The sequence below is a fragment of the Citrobacter freundii complex sp. 2024EL-00216 genome, assembly GCF_043945515.1.
Lineage (GTDB): Bacteria > Pseudomonadota > Gammaproteobacteria > Enterobacterales > Enterobacteriaceae > Citrobacter > Citrobacter portucalensis.
In genome coordinates, this window is the sequence record NZ_JBIMRA010000002.1 from 13,730 (window position 1) to 32,489 (window position 18,760).

Genomic DNA, 18,760 nt, shown 5'->3' on the forward strand with positions numbered 1-18,760 from the left:
CCTGCTGTCAGTTAAACGGTTTTAAGTCGACACGCGCCATCATTGCGGCCAACTGAGGACGATCGGTAATGCCTACATTACTTTGGCTTACCGCCAGGGCGGCAACAGCCGTCGCCAGACGCAGGGTATGTTCGCTGGACTCACGCATCAGCAGACCGTAAATCAGACCGCCAACCATTGAATCACCCGCGCCGACGGTGCTGACCACCTCAACTGACGGCGGTTTAGCAATCCACTCACCTGAGGCGTTAACCCACAGCGCACCTTCTGCGCCGAGTGAAATCACCACATGGGCGATCCCCTGTTCACGGAGCGCATGCGCCGCTTCAATCACATCTTTCATTTCCGGCAGCTTGCGACCGGCCCAGATTTCCAGCTCGCGACGGTTTGGCTTCACCAGCCATGGTGCCGCTTTCAGACCTGCTACCAACGCTTCACGACTACTATCAAAGATAATGCAAGGACACTGACTACGCAGGCGCGTCATCCAGTCGGTAAAGGCTTCCGGGCTCACGCCGGTTGGCAAACTGCCGCTGACGCACACCATGTCGAATTGCCCCAGCCAGCTCAGCGAATCATTTACAAAGCGTTCCCAGTCAGCCGGGGTGACTTCAAAGCCGGAGAAGTTGAAGTCAGATACTTCACCATCTTTTTCGGTCAGCTTGACGTTAATACGGGTACGGCCCTGCACGACCTGAAAACGGTTGGCAATGCCCAGCTCGCTGAACAACTGCTGAAAACCATCCTGGTTGTCTTTACCCAGGAAGCCACCCACAGTGACATCGATACCTAAATCCTTCAAAACCTTAGCGACGTTGATCCCTTTCCCTGCCGCATGCAGACCGGTGGTTTTAACCAGGTTCACTTCACCGCGTTCAATTTCCGGGCAGAAGCCCACCAGGTCGTAGGCCGGGTTAAGGGTGATAGTAGCAACACGTCTGCTCATTACGCGCCCTCCCCAAGACCTGCCGCGATGGCTTCGCCAATCGCCTTCAGCGCCTGTTCAGCATCTTCACCCTGTGCAGTAAAGCGCAGGTGATGTCCTTTCTTCACGCCTAACGCCACAACTTTCATCAGACTGCGTCCATTCGCCGGCTTGCCGGTTCCATCAAGATTTGTCACGGTAATTTCACTGTTAAATTGTTTAATCGTATTCACCAGCATGGTGCCCGGGCGGGCATGTAAACCATGCTCATTGCGCACAATAAATTCGGCGCTCAGTACATCATCAGTTAAGGCGTCATCGCTGGCCAGCAGTGCCAGCACCGTTGCCGCATCAGCTTTCAACAAACGGTCAGCTTTATTATTCAGCAGCAGATCGCCAAGGCGCTTCAGCACCGCAACCGGTTGATCGTCATTCATGGCGACGGTCACCAGCAGGGCTGCCGCTTCACCTTGTACATCGAACGCTGTTGCTGCACGGCTGACCGCAACGGCGCTACGCACGTTACCTTCAGCACAGTCATTCAGCCAGATCCCCTGACCAAGATTCATCGGGTGCTCATTGATTGCTCTGGCCACAAAGGTGGCGTCAACCGCACCGACTTCTTTCAGCCGTGCCGCGTTGAGTGCCTGCAGCGTCACCAGCGAGTTGGCCACGACATCCAGCGACAGCGTTTCGTTATCAAGCTTCAGCTGCTCACTTTGCTTTTCACCCATCAGCAGCGCACGCAGTTCTTCCGCCGTGGTCACAGATTTCAGCTGTTCAGCGACGGAGTCGTCGCTCAGCACGTGTGTCAGCTGACGCAGTAAACCGAGGTGTTCATCAGAGCTTGCGGCGATGCCGATTGCCACATAAGCAACCTGCCCTTCGCCCCAGGTCACGCCTTGCGGAAACTGAAATACCTGCACACCGGTTTTCAGTACCTGATCGCGCGTGTCCGTCGTACCGTGAGGAATCGCAATACCGTTGCCGAGGAACGTGGACGTCTGTTGTTCGCGCGCCAGCATGCCATCGACGTAGCCTTCCGCGACGTTACCCGCCTGCACTAAGGCAGCGGCAACCTGGCGAATAGCCTCTTCTTTATTCCCGGCCTGTTCGCCCGGGTGAATATCCTGAACAGATAACTGGAACATGATTCTCCTCTCCCGCTGAATTGAAACGATTCAGCCAACATGAGAAAAAAGGCGTCACCCGACTCCATCAGTTAAGGCAAGATGACGCTGAAACGTTTCAAGAAGTCTTGCTCTTTTTTCTTCAGCACACAAGTAAAGTTGACAAATTACTTGCTGAATTTAGAGATAACGCACATTTTCTCTGCGGAGGAGAAAAAAATGCTGACGCAAAAACGCCGTCAGCTTGTCAGATTCAGCAACGTCAGCAAACAGCATTCTTTGACTGAAATGCTATTTTGATTTTTGATGCCGATTTTGATTTGGCTCCCTGTTTATTTTCTGACAAGCGGCGTAAACTCCGCGTCTCTTCACATCATTGATATCAAAACATGCATAACACCCCCGTAGCCGCCACACCCAAGGCGTTTGATTTAACGTCTTCGGCGTTCCTGCTTGTCGCATTTCTGACGGGTATCGCCGGTGCGTTGCAGACGCCAACGCTCAGCCTTTTTCTGACGGATGAAGTCCACGCCCGTCCCGGCATGGTCGGGTTCTTTTTTACCGGTAGCGCTGTGATCGGTATTCTGGTAAGTCAGTTTCTGGCCGGACGTTCAGATAGAAAAGGCGATCGCAAGAACCTGATTGTGTTTTGCTGCGTGCTGGGGATGCTGGCCTGCGTGCTGTTCGCCTGGAACCGTAATTATTTTATCTTGCTGTTTGTCGGGGTATTCCTCAGCAGCTTTGGATCGACCGCCAACCCGCAAATGTTTGCTCTCGCCCGTGAACACGCCGACCGCACAGGTCGGGAAGCCGTCATGTTCAGCTCAATATTACGTGCACAGGTTTCGCTGGCCTGGGTAATTGGCCCGCCGCTGGCCTACGCGCTGGCCATGGGATTCAGCTTTACGGTGATGTATCTCAGCGCGGCGGTGGCGTTTGTTGTCTGCGGCGTAATGGTCTGGCTGTTTTTACCCTCAATGAGTAAAAACGTGCCTCTCGCGACAGGCGCAGTTGAGGCCCCGCGCCGCAATCGACGCGACACGTTGCTGCTGTTTGTTATCTGCACATTAATGTGGGGAACCAATAGTCTCTATATCATTAATATGCCGCTGTTTATCATCAACGAACTGCATCTGCCGGAAAAACTGGCGGGCATCATGATGGGTACCGCAGCCGGACTGGAAATCCCAACCATGTTGATTGCTGGCTATTTTGCAAAGCGTCTGGGTAAACGTCTGTTGATGAGAATTGCCGTCGTTGCCGGATTCTTCTTTTATGCCGGTATGCTGCTGGCTCACTCTCCGGCGATATTGCTTGGCTTACAGCTGCTGAACGCGATTTACATCGGTATTCTCGGCGGGATTGGTATGCTCTATTTCCAGGACCTGATGCCGGGACAGGCGGGTTCAGCCACCACCCTCTATACGAATACCATTCGCGTGGGCTGGATTATTGCCGGATCGCTGGCGGGGATTGCCGCTGAAATTTGGAACTATCACGCGGTGTTCTGGTTTGCACTAGTGATGATCGTCGCCACCGTCGCGTGCCTGATGCGCATCAAGGACGTTTAAGGCGCGGTTAGCGCTTCAAGCTCAATGAGATAAACCATGGCCTGGTGCGTCGTCCGCCCACACATTTCCGCACTGGGCTGTAAACCGCCGCACACCTTTGGTCGTAGCGGCGACGCAAAAATTTTGCAACGCAGGGATTCATCCAACTGAACGCAGGGCGTATTAGCGGGCTTGCCATCAGGCATACCGGGGATGGGACTGGAGATTGAAGGCGCGGTGCAGCATGCACCACAATCCGGACGGCATTCCATACAGTACTCTCTTTATCGTAAACCATCGGATTGTGCGGGAAGGGCACAGTACCACCTTTTTTGCACCAGCAAAAGCATGAATTCCGCTTGCCTGAATGCCCCGGCGCGAGTAGTTTTACGCGATATTTTAGACACTCCTCACTACAGGATTTTTTCGATGCCAAGAGCGAACGAAATTAAAAAAGGTATGGTACTGAACTACAACGGCAAACTGCTGATTGTAAAAGATATCGATATTCAATCACCGTCTGCACGTGGTGCTGCCACGCTGTACAAAATGCGTTTTTCTGATGTGCGTACCGGTCTGAAAGTTGAAGAGCGCTTCAAAGGTGACGATATCGTGGATACCGTCACTCTGAGCCGTCGTGGCGTTGATTTCTCCTACGTCGATGGCAACGAATACATCTTTATGGATAAAGAAGACTATACCCCGTATACCTTCACCAAAGACCAGATTGAAGAAGAGCTGCTGTTCATGCCGGAAGGCGGGATGCCGGACATGCAGGTCCTGACCTGGGATGGCCAGCTACTGGCGCTTGAACTGCCGCAGACCGTAGACCTGGAAATCGTTGAAACCTCACCGGGGATTAAAGGTGCTTCAGCGAGTGCGCGCAACAAACCAGCAACCCTGAGCACCGGTCTGGTGATCCAGGTTCCTGAGTATCTGAGTGCGGGTGAAAAAATCCGTATTCATATCGAAGAACGTCGCTATATGGGCCGTGCAGATTAAGCTCCTGTCGTTACAGGTGAACCAAAGATAATGACATGTTGTCTCTGGCAAAATGTTCCGTTCACTTTAGTGATATCACTTATCTGAAACGATACTGCCTGTGAACGTGTTAAGGGTACTATCGCCGTACCCTTAACAATCCCGGCTCCCGGCGGGAAAATTGTTGCTACGCAATACCCTCCGCTTTTTCCTTCAGGCTATCGGGCCGGGCGCGAGGTAGCGTCCCTGCAAAGCGCGCCCTGAACCCGCATCCCTGCGGGTTCTCCCGGCCTTACGGAATCACGTCGGCAATTTTCAGCCGGACCAGCCCACACCTGACCATCTGCGTTTTTTGTTTAAACAGCAAAACGGGTTTCACTGGAAGTCAGAGCGTTGAAGCGATGACCCCGGTCCGGCTGAAAATCGATGAGTCGTTGACGGCTGACCGGGTCTGCCCGCATGGATGCGGGCAGAGGGGACGGCCTGCAGGGACGCAGGCTCGTCCCCGACCCGACAGGCAGACGGCATGAGCCGAATGAATCGCATCGCGACGATTTTCCCGCCGGGAGCCTGGGATGCAAGGGAGGCGGCGGTGAGCCTCCCTTGCACGTTCACGGGTATCTGCGCTTCAGAGAAATGACTCCGCTGAGGTGAACGGAACCCTATGCCGCAATAAAATATGCTCCATAATGCTTAACTGACTGGCATTACAACGCAGGCTGTCCCTTTGTCATATTCAGCGCTGGCTGCTGAGATAAAAATCATCCATCAGCAATGACTCCAGATACTGTTCATCCTCTTGCATAAAACGCACTATCAGATTTACCGCCTGAGGATAAAACGCCTCGTTATCCCGCACCAGACAAGCGTCGCGAAATAACGGTGCCCAGCACAGAATATGATGATGCAAAAAGTAATATTGCGCCGATAGCCTCTCCTCTTTAGCAACCATCCTCGCCATTAATGCCAACTGCACAGCAATATGATCGGAGGGTTCATTCTCTCGCGCTGCCAGACCTTGCTCAATCAGCAGCACATTCATTTGCCGACGTTCTTCTGCCGCTGTCGTGTGTGGATAGTGCCCTGCATAGGGAGAAACACTAGCCGGCGGGGCCAGCAGAAACAGCGAGGCAAAATCTGCTGCCAGCTCCAGCTGTCGGGAGTCGCGCCGCAAAACCCGGCCCAGGCTACGCTCAAAACGTTTAACCTCGGCAGACACTCCAGGAACCGCCGCCAGTGAGGCAATCCAAGCCTGGCTATCGCCGTTTTCCAGACTGGCGAGCTGTTTTTCATCCAGTTCACGAAATAGCAGTTGCGAAAACCACTGGTACACAGCTGCCCGCTGCTGATGAATTTGCTTATGCTGCACTGGTCCCCTCCTCTTTCACAATCTGCGGACCACCGAAAGCCGTCACCTGCGGGGCTTTCTGCTGATAACGCTCGACCTCCACCAGCACGGTATGCGCTGAAGGCCCCTGGGCCAGCTGTGAAGTACCGATATCCGCGCTCAGCACGTTCGGGTCGCCATAGGTGCATAATGTCCCGGCTTTCCCCCCTTCCTGCGGGGAGTACCATGCACCTTCATGAATACGGACCACGCCAGGGGAAAAATCCGGACTGACAACTACGCCAGCCAGTACCTGACCACGAGCGTTAAAAACGCGGGCGATATCACCGGCTTTTAAGCCACGAGCGGTGGCATCCTGTTCACTGATATAAAGCGGTTCTCTTCCGGCAACCGCATAGGTGTTGCGAAACGCCTCGCTAGAGCACAGTTGGGAATGCAGACGTTTGTCCGGATGGCAGGATTGCAGATGCAGCGGGTATTTATCTTTTTTGCCGCTATGGGTACGCTCAAAAGGTTCCATCCACACCGGATGCCCCGGACAATCCTCATAGGCAAAGCCCGCGATGGTTTTGCTGTAGATTTCAATCAGACCTGACGGCGTTCCCAGCGGATTCAGATCTGGCTGGTCGCGAAACTCACCGTGACGTACCCACGGCTGCCCCGGCGGATATTCAATATATCCGTCCCCCTGCCAGAACGTTGTGAAATCCGGTAATGAGACGCCGAGCGATGCCCCCATCTTCACGCCTTCGTCATAAAGCGCCTGTATCCACTGCATTTCATCACGGTTTTCACGGTACACCGCTTCCTTGTCAAAGCGCTTACACAGCCCGGCAAATACATCAAAATCATGCCGCGCTTCATATTGCGGTTTGACGATCTGATGCAACGCCATCAGCCCTTTATTCGAATGCGTACCGAACTGCTCAATATCGTTACGTTCAAAGCGGGTAGTAACGGGCAGGACGATATCGGCAAATCGGCACGACGCGGTCCATTGGTGATCCAACACCACCACGGTTTCCAGCTTCTTCCACGCGTCGATCATGCGATTCCTGTCCTGCTGCGCATGAAATGGATTCGCCGCGCTGTAGATCGCCATTTTGATGTCAGGCCAGGTTAACGTCTCGCCGTTAAAGGCAACCTTTTTGCCCGGCTCAAGCAGGCAGTCAACGATACGCGAAGTGGGGATATGCTCCGATGCGCCGCGAAAATCCGCGTTGTACTTTGCCTGCGGGGGATTCGTGATCCCTCCCAGTCCAGAAAGCACAGGCCCGGCGGATGTTACCGTACCACCGCCGTTGTAGTGCCAGCCAAATCCTACCCCGCCGCCGGGCAAACCAATTTGACCGACCATGCTGGCCAGCATCACCAGCATCCACGGATACTGCTCACCATGGTGCATGCGTTGTACGCACCAACCGCCCATAAACTGTGTCCGGCCTTTCACCAACAGACGGGCGAAGTCTCGGATCTGCTCTGCCGTCAGGCCGCAGATTTCGGCCGCCCATTCGGCATTTTTCGGCTGTTTATCGGTTTCGCCCAGCAAATACGGCAAAAACTGCTCAAAACCGACGGTGTAATCGGTAATAAACGCCGTGTCGTACAGTTTTTCTTCGTACAAGGTATGCGCCAGCGCCAGCATTAACGCGACATCGGTTTGTGGCCGCAACGCCAACTGCTCGCAGCCAAGATAGTTTTGTGACTTGCTACGCACCGGATCAACACTGATAACGCGCATCTTACCCTGCGCTACCGCCTCTTTAATCTGCTGCCAGTAGCCAAACGCATCGTGATCGGGAACCAAAAACTCGATCTGCAGGTTCTTGATCGGATCGCAGCCCCACAGCACGATGGTATTGCTATTTTGAATCACCAGCGGAAGCGACGTCTGCTGCTCATAAACTTCCAGCGAACCAATCACATGCGGTAAAATGACTTGTGCCGCTGCCGCAGAATAGTCGCCGACGGTTGTCACATAGCTACCATGCAGGCCAAGTCCCCGATCCATCGCCCCGCCCGCTTTATGGTATTTGCCCACCATTTGCCAGTCGGCAAGCCCGGTAAATACGCCTGATGAGCCATAGGTTTTTTGCACCCTCTCCAGCTCATCGTAAAACAGATCCAGCGCCTGATCCCAACTGACCCGTACAAAACGGTTATCTCCGCGCTGACTGCGATCTGACTTCTCACGCTTACGCAGCCAGTCCAGACGCACCATCGGGTAGCGCACCCGCGACGGGTTGTAGACCACTTCACGCACCGCGTTCAGCATATCGCAGGGGTATTTGTCATGTTTGAACGGACGGGTTTCGGTCCACTCACCGTTGACCACTTTGGCTTCAAAAGCGCCATAGTGCGAACCAGATTGGATCCACTGTTCGGGATTTTCCCCCGCCGCCCACACTTTTGATATCAGCGGATTAGGCGCCAGTGCGCTGGCAGCCCCCACCGCCAGCATTCCGTTGAGAAAACGGCGGCGGGACGGATTAAAGTCATGAATATCCATACATTATCCTTACTTTTTGTTGGTTTCAGACACATCGCTGGCGTGGGTCTGGAGGTATTTCAACAACGTACGTTCCTCCACCGGATTAAGCCGGTAATAGGTCGACATGGCTTTCAGTCCGGCGATCCAGCCGTTAGCGGTATATCGGGTTGTAGGAGGAGTGCTATGACAGGCGCTACAGGTGGATTGCAGCATTTGATCTGAGTACTCCCAGATTGGCGCAAGCGTGTTGATAAAGTCCTGATCGGTGGTCCAGGCGGTGACGCTCACTTGCTGCCATTCCTGATGTGAGTCAGGATCGACCTGGGTGTGTAGCACTTTTACGTTCGCCATCAGGGGCTCATCGAGAACGGCGGAGAAAACGCGTTTCCCCATATACTGGGTGATCACCCGTCCACGCCCTTTGCTTTCTCGCCAGCCCGTGATTTCGAGCTGCACGTTACTGCCTTCTTTTTTCAGCACCTTGACCTCGGTGGCGGGAAATAACAGCGCCTTCCCGGCCGGACTCCCTGCCGTTGCCACCAGTGATTTTTCGCTTAATGAGAACAGCGTGGTCGCATCCGTTGGCATATCTCCCTGACGCTGTAGCTGCTTATAGCGATCGCGAAAACCGCTGCTCATATCGGGTTTGTGATGGGCTATTCCTTTGTGACAATCGATACAGTTACTGTCTTTTGCTGCCGCTGCGGTCATTTGCGCAGCCGCATTTGCCGATTGCTTGCCATGATCCATTGCCTCATAGCTATGGCAGGATTTACACGCCGCTGAATTATTCGCGCTCATGCGTGCCCACTCCCGCTGGGCTAGCTCCGGGCGTTTGGCAGCAAACTTTTCAGGAGTATCGATAGAAGGAGAAATAAAGGTGTGATAGAGGTCGTTTAAGGCTTCAGTTTTACGAATAAGCGTTGGAACAACGCCCGGGGGGATATGACAATCCTTACACTCAGCCCGCACGCCAGATGCGTTACGAAAATGCACGCTGGTTTTATATTCCTCTCCAGCCGTGCGCATCGAGTGACACGATAAACAAAATTCGGTGGTACTGGTGTAATGAACGCCTTGCCACGTTCCCCAAATAGCCAGGGCCATTGCCACCGCCCCAGCCAATACGCACCACAATGCGTTCTTTCTTATCCACGACATGCTTGCCTCCATTTTTTTAATAGCGACACGCTAAGGGATAATAAAAATCAAAAATAGAGACAGCGATGGCAAGCTATAGGAACAGCCGCTACTCCATGAGGTGTATCAAATAGTAAAAACGAGAAATTCGTAATATAGTGGCTATATGTTAATAAGGAATTCCTCATGCTTACATTAACGCTCAATAGAGAACTCCGCACTCCGCTGCAATTGCAAATTTTTCAATTTTATTTCCAGGCTATTCAGCGGGGAGATTTGCTTTGTGGCGATAAGCTTCCCTCTATTCGCGAGCAGGCTCAGGTATTGAACGTAGCCAAAATAACGGTAGTGATGGCCTATGATAAGCTTATGGCTGCAGGGTTAATCAAGAGCCGACACGGCATCGGCTATGAAGTGATATTCACCACGCCTGTACGTATAACACCAACACATGTGCCCGTTACCCAGGGTTCTCCGCCGACAAAACCTAAAGCTGCCGGAGTCTCAACCGATGTTTACGCCGAGCCTGGACGAGAGTGCTACTGTCGGATGGGCGTCCCCGATCCCAACGCTTTTCCCTGGTCAAGCTGGCGGAAATGGAATAATGCTCCAAGCATACTTAAAGAACAATTATTTACCCGATACCATTCACCAAGTGGATTATTTTCACTGCGTGAGCAATTGGTCAGATACCTTAATTTATCCCGCGGAATTAATACCCGAGCAGAGAACATCATCATTACCAACGGGATTCAGGAAGGATTATCACTGCTCAGCCAAATATTTATTATTCATCATGCTGTCAGTCAGCAAAAAAAGTGCCATATTGTGACCGAATCCCCTTGTTATTCTGGCGCATGGCATCTTTTTAATTATTACGGTGCAGACATTACGTCAATTGCCGTAGATAACCACGGGCTGCAAACAGATAATTTACCCGAGTATGAAACCCAGCTTTGTTATGTTACTCCAGCGCATCAGTATCCGATGGGAAGCGTGCTTTCACTGGAGCGCCGTCAGTCATTATTAACGTGGGCGCAACGCGTCGGCGCTTACATCATTGAAGATGATTACGATGCCGTTTTTACCTATGGGGAAAATCCCCTTCCTGCGCTGAAAGCCATGGATTATCACAACCGGGTTATCTACATGGGGACATTTTCTAAAACGCTTGGGCCAGGCGCACGGCTTGGCTATCTTATTTGCCCTGATGAACTGCTTCCGGCGGTACAGAATATGAAAGCGCTCAATAACAACGGCAGCCAGTGGTTGTTGCAGCAATTTTTGGCCGAACTGATGCAAAATCAGGTGTTTTATACGCATATCAGCAAGCTGGCCTGCAGCTATGCGACGCGCCTCACCCTGTTACGCGATGGCCTTTCCACTCTGTTTCCCGAAGGGAAAATCGCTGGCGCAACGGCAGGTCTGCACCTCTCGTTACGCATTGCCAGACACGCAGAATTCATCACCAGGTTGCAACAATGCTGCCTGTTGGCCGGGATCCGTTTCGACACTCTGCCGGATATAGAAAATGGATCAGAAGCCGCATGGCGCAAAGAGAACAGCGATGCTGTTATGTTTTTTGGGTTTGGTGGATTGCAGATACAGCAGATCAATAAAGTGCTGACAGTGCTGGAGCAGGCGCTCGCGCAACCTTGATGAAAAACAGGGATCGCGCCTGTCGCGCAATCCCTGTTGTTAGACTTACAGCAGATCGCGGAACTGCGTTTGTTTCAGCGCCAGCTCAACGCCACGGACTTCTGCCAGGCCTTTCAGGCGGCCAATCGCAGAGTAGCCCGGGTTGGTTTTCTTGTGCAGATCGTCAAGCATCTGGTGTCCATGATCCGGACGCATCGGGATAGGACGCAGGTCGCCCGCCTTTTTACGCCGCTGCTCTTCGCTCAAAATGGCAGCCACCACCGATACCATATCCACATCGCCCTGCAGGTGCGCACCTTCGTGGAAGGTTTTCGGGTTATCTTCACGACAGGTTGAGCGCAGGTGCGTGAAGTGGATACGATCGCCAAAGGTTTCGATCATTTTCACCAGATCGTTATCAGCGCGCACGCCGTAAGAACCGGTGCACATGGTGAAACCGTTATTTATGCTGTCGACCGTTTCTTTCAGCCACTGCATATCTTCGATAGTCGAAACGATACGCGGCAGGCCGAGGATCGGGCGCGGCGGATCGTCAGGATGCACGGCCAGACGCACGCCGACTTCTTCTGCCACTGGCACAATCGCCCGCAGGAATACCGCCATATTATCGCGCAGATCGTCCTTGCTGATGCCGTCGTATTCAGCGAGACGCGCACGGAACTGATCCAGCGTATAGCCCTCTTCTGCACCAGGCAGGCCAGCAATGATATTGCGGGTCAGTTTTTCAATTTCTGCATCACTCATGGCATTGAAGTAGTCCAGCGCCTGGCGTTGTTCTTCGGCGGTATAATCCGCTTCAGCTCCCGGGCGTTGCAGAATGTGAAGTTCAAAGGCCGCAAAAGCAATCTGGTCAAAACGCAGCGCCTTGGAACCATCCGGCAGCTGATATTCGAGGTCGGTACGCGTCCAGTCGAGGATCGGCATGAAGTTATAGCACACCGTATCGATACCACAGGTCGCCAGATTACGGATACTCTGCTGATAGTTGGCAATCCACGTTTGATACTGACCTGAACGCGTTTTGATATCTTCGTGGACAGGGATACTTTCCACTACCGACCAGGTCAGCCCTTTTTCAGCCAGAATGGCCTGACGCTGCTGAATTTCTTCTACCGGCCACACTTCACCGTTAGGAATATGGTGCAAGGCGGTCACAACACCCGTTGCGCCAGCCTGACGCACATCATCAAGCGATACCGGATCGTTAGGTCCGTACCAACGCCAGGTTTGTTCCATTGTTTCACCTCACAAGTTGTTATACCAAATTAAATCATCTTAATGACGACTACCATACAGGCATCCGTCAACTGATCAACACATTGCCGATGATTGGTTGATCAAGCTCACATTCCCCGGATAAATAAGGCACACCAATTCAATTTGTTGTCATATAACTTTATACTGCCATTGTTAATTTATGGTTAATCAGGTGTATTAAATGAAAACTATTGCCTCAGCGCCACTGGCGGAAAATGTCATGATGCCGCAATACGACCGCCAGCAATTAAAAACGCGGATTGTGCATTTTGGTTTCGGTGCTTTTCACCGCGCCCATCAGGCGTTACTAACCGACAGGGTGCTGAATGCGCAGGGTGGAGACTGGGGTATTTGTGAGATCAGTCTGTTCAGCGGCGATCGACTGATGAGCCAACTGCGCGAACAGGATCATTTATTTACCGTGCTGGAAAAAGGGGCCAACGGCAACCAGCCAATTGTTATCGGCGCCGTCAACGAATGTCTCAACGCCAGGCTGGATTCGCTGGCGGCCATTATCGAAAAATTCTGCGAACCTCAGGTGGCTATTGTCTCGCTAACCATCACAGAAAAAGGCTACTGCATCGATCCGGCGACAGGCTCGTTAGACCTCAGTAATCCACGTATTGCTCACGATCTGCAAACACCGACTGAACCGCACTCTGCCCCCGGAATTATTGTTGAAGCCCTACATCGCCGACGTGAACGCGGGCTACAGCCGTTTACCGTCCTCTCTTGCGATAACATCCCGGACAATGGTCATGTGGTAAAAAACGCCGTCCTTGGAATGGCGGAGAAACGTTCACCAGAACTGGCAACCTGGATTCAGGAGCATGTCAGTTTCCCAGGCACCATGGTCGACCGCATTGTCCCTGCCGCCACTGAAGAGTCACTGGCCGAAATTGCCCGCGAGCTGGGGGTTGCCGATCCTTGCGCAATCAGCTGCGAACCGTTTATCCAATGGGTGATTGAAGATAATTTTGTGTGTGGCCGCCCACAATGGGAAACGGCGGGCGTCCAGATGGTCGAAAATGTGTTGCCGTGGGAACAAATGAAACTGCGGATGCTGAACGGCAGTCATTCGTTTCTCGCTTATCTCGGCTATCTGGCCGGGTTCCAGCACATCAGCGACTGTATGCAGGACAGCGCATTTCGTGAAGCCGCTTACCGCCTGATGCTCAACGAACAGGCACCTACGCTGCAAATTACCGATGTTGATTTAGACCAGTATGCCCTAAGCCTGTTGGAGCGTTTTGCCAACCCAGCGTTGAAACATAAAACCTGGCAAATCGCGATGGACGGTAGCCAGAAATTACCCCAGCGCATGTTGGAAGGGATCCGCGTACATTTAGCCCGCCAAAGCGAGTGGCCACTGCTGGCGCTCGGCGTCGCGGGCTGGATGCGTTATGTGAGCGGCGTGGATGATTCAGGCACCGCTATTGATGTTCGTGACCCGTTGAGTGAAAAAATTGCCGCTCTGGTTAAACAGAGCACAGAGTCAGAACGCGTCAACGCCCTGCTTTCGCTGCGCGAGATTTTCGCCACCGATCTCGTACAGAATCCGCAGTTTGTCGCGGCCATTCAGCAGGCCTGGCAACGCATTGCCCAATACGGTGCGCATCAGGCTGTCATTGAGACGTTAAAAAGTTAACGATTTCTGCCATTAAGCAGGACGAAGCGCCTCTTCGTCCTCTCACCCCTTCTCTTTTTCCCCGTTTTTCGCCAGGATTGTTAAATGCCATTACGGTAATTTATGATTCTGGAGTAAATGTGACTAAAACCAATCTCATCACCGGTTTTCTCGGCAGTGGCAAAACCACCTCTATTCTTCATTTATTGGCAAACAAAGATCCTGCTGAGAAGTGGGCCGTGCTGGTTAATGAGTTTGGTGAAGTTGGCATTGATGGCGCGTTGCTGGCCGACAGCGGTGCGCTGCTAAAAGAGATCCCCGGCGGCTGTATGTGCTGTGTTAACGGTCTGCCAATGCAGGTTGGCCTCAATACGCTGCTGCGTCAGGGAAAACCCGACCGCCTGCTGATTGAACCCACCGGCCTCGGGCATCCCAAACAGATTCTGGATTTACTCACCGCACCGGTTTATGAGCCGTGGATCGATCTGCGCGCAACCCTCTGTATCCTTGATCCTCGCCTGTTACTGGATGAGAAAAGCGTCGCCAATGACAATTTCCGCGATCAGCTGGCCGCCGCTGATATCATTGTTGCCAACAAAACCGACCGTGCCACGACGGAAAGCGAAAACGCCCTACAAAGCTGGTGGCAACACTACGGTGGTAATCGCCAGTTAGTTCATGCCGACCATGGGCAAATTGACGGTCAGCTACTGGATTTGCCCCGACTAAACCTGGCGGAGCTTCCTGCAAGCGCGGAGCACGCCCATAGCCATGCCAACAAAAAGGGGCTGGCAGCGTTGAGCTTACCCGCACAGCAGCGTTGGCGTCGTAGCCTGAACAGCGGTCAGGGCCATCAGGCCTGCGGTTGGATTTTTGACGCCGATACAGTGTTCGATACCATCGGTCTGCTGGAATGGTCGCGTCTTGCTCCTGTTGGACGCGTAAAGGGGGTAATGCGTATTAAAGAAGGACTGGTACGCATTAACCGCCAGGGAGACGACTGGCATATAGAGACGCAAAACGTCGCGCCACCGGATAGCCGTATTGAACTCATCGCCGATACCGAGACTGACTGGAATGCGTTACAGAGCGCGTTGTTGAGACTTCGTTTAGACGCTAGCGCGTAAGGTTGCCTTCGTTTTTAGCAATGGTAAACGACGATGAAAACCCGATACCCTTTAATCCTCCTGCTTAATATTGCGGGTCTGGCACTGTTTCTGTCCTGGTATATTCCAGCCGGGCATGGGTTCTGGTCTTCACTCGATACGGGCGTCTTCCGCTTCTTTAATCATAAACTGGTGGAAAGCCCGCTGTTCTTATGGGTTGTTGCTATTACCAATAATCGGGCATTTGATGGCTGCTCATTGCTGGCTATGGGCGCATTGATGCTGCACTTTTGGCTCAAAGAGACGTCGGAAGGTCGCCGACGCATTGTGGCAATTGGTTTGGTTATGCTGTTCACCGCAGTGGTATTAAATCAGCTGGGCCAGGCGCTTATTCCCGTTAAACGCGCCAGCCCCACGCTTATGCTGGATAATATTTATCGCGTCAGCGAACTGCTGCATATTCCGACCAAAGATGCGTCGAAAGACAGTTTTCCTGGCGATCACGGCATGATGCTGCTTATTTTTTCCGCATTTATGCTGCGTTATTTCGGAAAAGTCGCAGGAATAATCGGCCTTATTATTGCTGTGGTTTTTGCCTTTCCGCGCGTAATGATTGGCGCTCATTGGCTCACTGATATCGTGGTTGGCTCCATGACGGTGGTCTTGATTGGCCTTCCCTGGTGGCTAATGACGCCATTAAGCGACCGATTAGTCACTCTGTTCGTGAATTATCTACCCGGCAAAAACAAACAATTTTTAAACAAATAACGCAGAGTAATTAACATCATCAGGGATACTTCTGATTCCCTGATGATGCCGGGCAATATTTCATCATTCTGATTGTCATTCTCCTGTCATCTTATTCATGTTTAAAATGAGTAGGTTGCGTATTTTTTACCCTGATTGTTCTTAATTTAGACAATGCCGTTTATTCACTTTCTGTATCAATTTTTCTTATAAGAAATCACGTAAAATCACTCGCATTGACCGGAACGATCGGGTAATCTCGAACTCGTTTTGCCTCGCGGGATAATTATTCCCTTTCAGAATAAATTTGTGCGTTCTGCCACAGATTTGACCTTAAGGAATTGTCTCATCGTGCGATGGTAATTAGTCTCGTCACGTTTGGCATTTTTTATAACGATATTTATCGTTAAGGACTTCAAGGGAAAACAAACAAAATGGTCAAATCTCAACCGATTTTGAGATATATCTTGCGGGGCATACCCGCGATAGCAGTTGCGGTTCTGCTTTCTGCATGTAGCACAACGAACACCGCCAAGAATATGCATTCTGAGACGCATGCTGTGGGCAATGGAGATAACTCTTCACTGCAAGCCTCTCAGGATGAATTTGAAAATATGGTACGTAATATCGATGTTAAATCACGTATTATGGACCAGTATGCTGACTGGAAAGGCGTGCGTTACCGCCTTGGCGGCAGCACCAAAAAAGGTATTGATTGCTCAAGCTTCGTGCAGCGTACATTCCGCGAGCAATTTGGTTTAGAGCTTCCGCGCTCAACCTATGAACAACAGGAAACGGGAAAATCCGTTTCGCGCACTAATCTGCGCACAGGCGATCTGGTTCTGTTCCGTGCTGGTTCTACTGGCCGTCACGTCGGTATTTATATCGGTAACAACCAGTTTGTACATGCCTCGACCAGCAGTGGCGTTATCATTTCCAGCATGAACGAGCCTTACTGGAAAAAACGCTACAACGAAGCTCGCCGGGTTCTGAGCCGCAGTTAGTTTCGTTTGGCAGCTATCCCTTGGCTATCCTGATGAGACATTCCAAAAGCACTGCTTCGGCGGTGCTTTTTTGTTTCCCCCTGCGACTAAGAAAAATCTCACAACATGAGTCATTTCAGGTTATATTCATACAGAGTAAGCGGTTAAATCAGGTAAAATAAGGATCTATGTTCAGACGCTCTTCTTCATCCGGTCGGAAAATCCTGCTTTCCTGTATGTTAACGGGGCTTATCGTCGCAATACTCGTGAGTACCCTGCAGTTTTTCGTCACCTGGCATAAACGAGAAGTTAAGTACGACACGCTCCTTACCGATATCCAGAATTACGTCAGCAGCTACTTCACCGACCTCAAAACCACCACCGATGCCCTTCAGCCGCTGGTTGCCAACAGTTGCCAACAAGTTGGTGCAAAACTGACCTCCAGTGCAGCCTTTAGCCTGAACGTTCGCGCTTTCTTACTGGTAAAAGACGGCATCGCTTTCTGCTCTTCCGCAACAGGTTCCATGTTCACTCCGATTTTGGATTTGATACCAAACCTCGATATCAGCAGAAATATTGATGTGGAATTACTTCCCGGCACACCCATGATGCCGGATAAGCCAGCGATCATGATTTGGCACCGAAACGCGTCGTTCAACGATAGCGGCGTATTTACCTCATTGAATATTAATCTGGCGCCTTACCTACTCTATACCGCCCGGCAGGATGATTTTGACGGTATTGCTATTATCGTTGGTAATACTGCAATTTCGACATTCTCATCGCAAATCATCGATGTCTCCGCTCTTCCTCATACCCCCTGGCGGCAGGCAACCCTTGAAGGGATCCCGCTTAAAATTCGCTTATACGCAGAAGAGTGGAACTATACCGACGTCTGGTATTCTATTATGTTGGGATGCATGGCTGGTATTATTGTCGCTCTTCTTCTCTGGTACTACATCTACAGCATCCGTTTACGCCCAGGCAAAGATATCCTCAACGCCATCAAACATAACCAGTTTTATGTGGTATATCAGCCCGTCGTAGAGATGCAAACGCTGGAGGTGAAAGGCGTCGAGGTCCTGTTACGTTGGAATCACCCAACAACAGGCGAGATCCCACCGGATGCCTTTATTCATTACGCTGAATCACAGAAAATGATCGTCCCGCTGACTCAGCATCTCTTTAAGTTGATCGCCCAGGATGCCCCCGCGCTGCAAAAAGTGTTACCCGCTGGCGCAAAATTGGGGATCAATATCGCGCCATCGCATCTGCATGGCGAGACATTTAAAGACGACATCCGGCACCTGCACGCTTCACTTCCCGCAAACTATTTTCAGATAGTGCTGGAAATCACTGAACGAGATATGCTCAATCAGCACGAGGCCACAAAGCTATTTGAATGGCTGCATTCCGCAGGTTTTGAAATTGCGATTGATGATTTTGGCACCGGCCATAGCGCGCTTATTTATCTGGAACGCTTTACCGTTGACTACTTGAAAATCGATCGCGGATTTATTAACGCCATCGGGACGGAAACGCTGACCTCTCCGGTTCTGGACGCCGTGTTGACACTTTCTAAACGTCTTAATATGCTGACGGTTGCGGAAGGGGTAGAAACTCCTGAGCAAGCCCGTTGGCTGCGCGATCGTGGGGTGCATTTTTTCCAGGGATACTGGATTAGCCGACCATTAAAGCTTGCTGATTTTGTGCGTTGGATGGCACAGCCCAATAAGCCGACGTGGTGATCGCAGTATGCGATTCATATACTCTCACTCGCCGCTACATCCCTTATCTTTCAGGCATGATGCCCGTC

The 18,760-nt window shown here is 51.7% G+C and carries 15 protein-coding genes; 8 read left to right on the plus strand and 7 right to left on the minus strand.

Annotated elements, in window-relative coordinates:
* Window positions 1-7: 7 nt before the first annotated feature.
* Both fruK and fruB read right to left on the minus strand, forming a co-directional pair.
* A complete protein-coding gene (gene fruK, locus ACHHZ7_RS02530; RefSeq protein ID WP_003834544.1) occupies window positions 8-946 on the minus strand; it encodes a 1-phosphofructokinase in 939 nt (312 codons plus the stop codon).
* Entirely contained in the window at window positions 946-2,076 is a 1,131-nt protein-coding gene (fruB, locus tag ACHHZ7_RS02535; protein ID WP_060683530.1) for a fused PTS fructose transporter subunit IIA/HPr protein, read from the minus strand. The genes fruK and fruB overlap by 1 nt, the downstream gene beginning before the upstream one ends.
* Before the next feature lie 368 nt (window positions 2,077-2,444).
* On the opposite strand from fruB, the gene setB reads away from it, so the two are divergent.
* Window positions 2,445-3,626 carry a sugar efflux transporter SetB gene (gene setB, locus ACHHZ7_RS02540; protein WP_060683529.1) on the plus strand — a complete coding sequence of 394 codons (1,182 nt, stop codon included), beginning with the start codon at window positions 2,445-2,447 and terminating at the stop codon, window positions 3,624-3,626.
* Here the strand turns inward: setB and ACHHZ7_RS02545 are convergent.
* Window positions 3,623-3,877, minus strand: a complete 255-nt coding sequence (locus ACHHZ7_RS02545; protein WP_008785278.1) for a YkgJ family cysteine cluster protein — start codon at window positions 3,875-3,877, stop codon at window positions 3,623-3,625. The two genes, setB and ACHHZ7_RS02545, sit on opposite strands and share 4 nt — an antisense overlap.
* 157 nt (window positions 3,878-4,034) lie before the next feature.
* On the opposite strand from ACHHZ7_RS02545, the gene yeiP reads away from it, so the two are divergent.
* Complete coding sequence (gene yeiP / locus ACHHZ7_RS02550; protein WP_003027452.1) at window positions 4,035-4,607, plus strand: elongation factor P-like protein YeiP; 573 nt, start codon at window positions 4,035-4,037, stop codon at window positions 4,605-4,607.
* 715 nt (window positions 4,608-5,322) lie between these two features.
* Here yeiP and torD read toward each other — a convergent pair.
* The 3 genes from torD to torC are packed head-to-tail and all read right to left on the minus strand — an operon-like array spanning window position 5,323 to window position 9,586.
* A complete protein-coding gene (gene torD / locus ACHHZ7_RS02555; protein WP_060683528.1) occupies window positions 5,323-5,955 on the minus strand; it encodes a molecular chaperone TorD in 633 nt (210 codons plus the stop codon).
* Window positions 5,945-8,443 (minus strand): trimethylamine-N-oxide reductase TorA, encoded by a 2,499-nt coding sequence (torA, locus tag ACHHZ7_RS02560; protein WP_060683527.1) that lies wholly within the window; start codon window positions 8,441-8,443, stop codon window positions 5,945-5,947. The genes torD and torA overlap by 11 nt, the downstream gene beginning before the upstream one ends.
* A gap of 9 nt (window positions 8,444-8,452) precedes the next feature.
* Complete coding sequence (gene torC / locus ACHHZ7_RS02565; RefSeq protein WP_060683526.1) at window positions 8,453-9,586, minus strand: pentaheme c-type cytochrome TorC; 1,134 nt, start codon at window positions 9,584-9,586, stop codon at window positions 8,453-8,455.
* Between the two features lie 165 nt (window positions 9,587-9,751).
* Here torC and ACHHZ7_RS02570 point away from each other — a divergent pair, with 165 nt between their 5' ends.
* A complete protein-coding gene (locus ACHHZ7_RS02570) occupies window positions 9,752-11,224 on the plus strand; it encodes a PLP-dependent aminotransferase family protein (protein WP_060683525.1) in 1,473 nt (490 codons plus the stop codon).
* A 45-nt stretch (window positions 11,225-11,269) separates the two neighbouring features.
* Here the strand turns inward: ACHHZ7_RS02570 and uxuA are convergent, their stop codons facing one another.
* Window positions 11,270-12,460: a mannonate dehydratase gene (gene uxuA, locus ACHHZ7_RS02575; protein ID WP_048215901.1), complete on the minus strand. Its 1,191-nt coding sequence runs from the start codon at window positions 12,458-12,460 to the stop codon at window positions 11,270-11,272.
* Window positions 12,461-12,662: 202 nt separating this feature from the next.
* Here uxuA and ACHHZ7_RS02580 point away from each other — a divergent pair, with 202 nt between their 5' ends.
* The 5 genes from ACHHZ7_RS02580 to ACHHZ7_RS02600 all read left to right on the plus strand — a co-directional run bounded on the left by ACHHZ7_RS02580 (window position 12,663) and on the right by ACHHZ7_RS02600 (window position 18,692).
* Window positions 12,663-14,129, plus strand: a complete 1,467-nt coding sequence (locus ACHHZ7_RS02580; protein ID WP_008785284.1) for a mannitol dehydrogenase family protein — start codon at window positions 12,663-12,665, stop codon at window positions 14,127-14,129.
* 119 nt (window positions 14,130-14,248) lie between these two features.
* Complete coding sequence (locus tag ACHHZ7_RS02585; RefSeq protein ID WP_003834563.1) at window positions 14,249-15,235, plus strand: GTP-binding protein; 987 nt, start codon at window positions 14,249-14,251, stop codon at window positions 15,233-15,235.
* A 33-nt stretch (window positions 15,236-15,268) separates the two neighbouring features.
* A complete protein-coding gene (locus ACHHZ7_RS02590; RefSeq protein WP_191215549.1) occupies window positions 15,269-15,982 on the plus strand; it encodes a phosphatase PAP2 family protein in 714 nt (237 codons plus the stop codon).
* A gap of 413 nt (window positions 15,983-16,395) precedes the next feature.
* Window positions 16,396-16,965: a bifunctional murein DD-endopeptidase/murein LD-carboxypeptidase gene (gene mepS, locus ACHHZ7_RS02595; protein ID WP_003834567.1), complete on the plus strand. Its 570-nt coding sequence runs from the start codon at window positions 16,396-16,398 to the stop codon at window positions 16,963-16,965.
* A gap of 167 nt (window positions 16,966-17,132) precedes the next feature.
* Complete coding sequence (locus ACHHZ7_RS02600; RefSeq protein ID WP_060683523.1) at window positions 17,133-18,692, plus strand: cyclic di-GMP phosphodiesterase; 1,560 nt, start codon at window positions 17,133-17,135, stop codon at window positions 18,690-18,692.
* Window positions 18,693-18,760 lie beyond the last annotated feature (68 nt).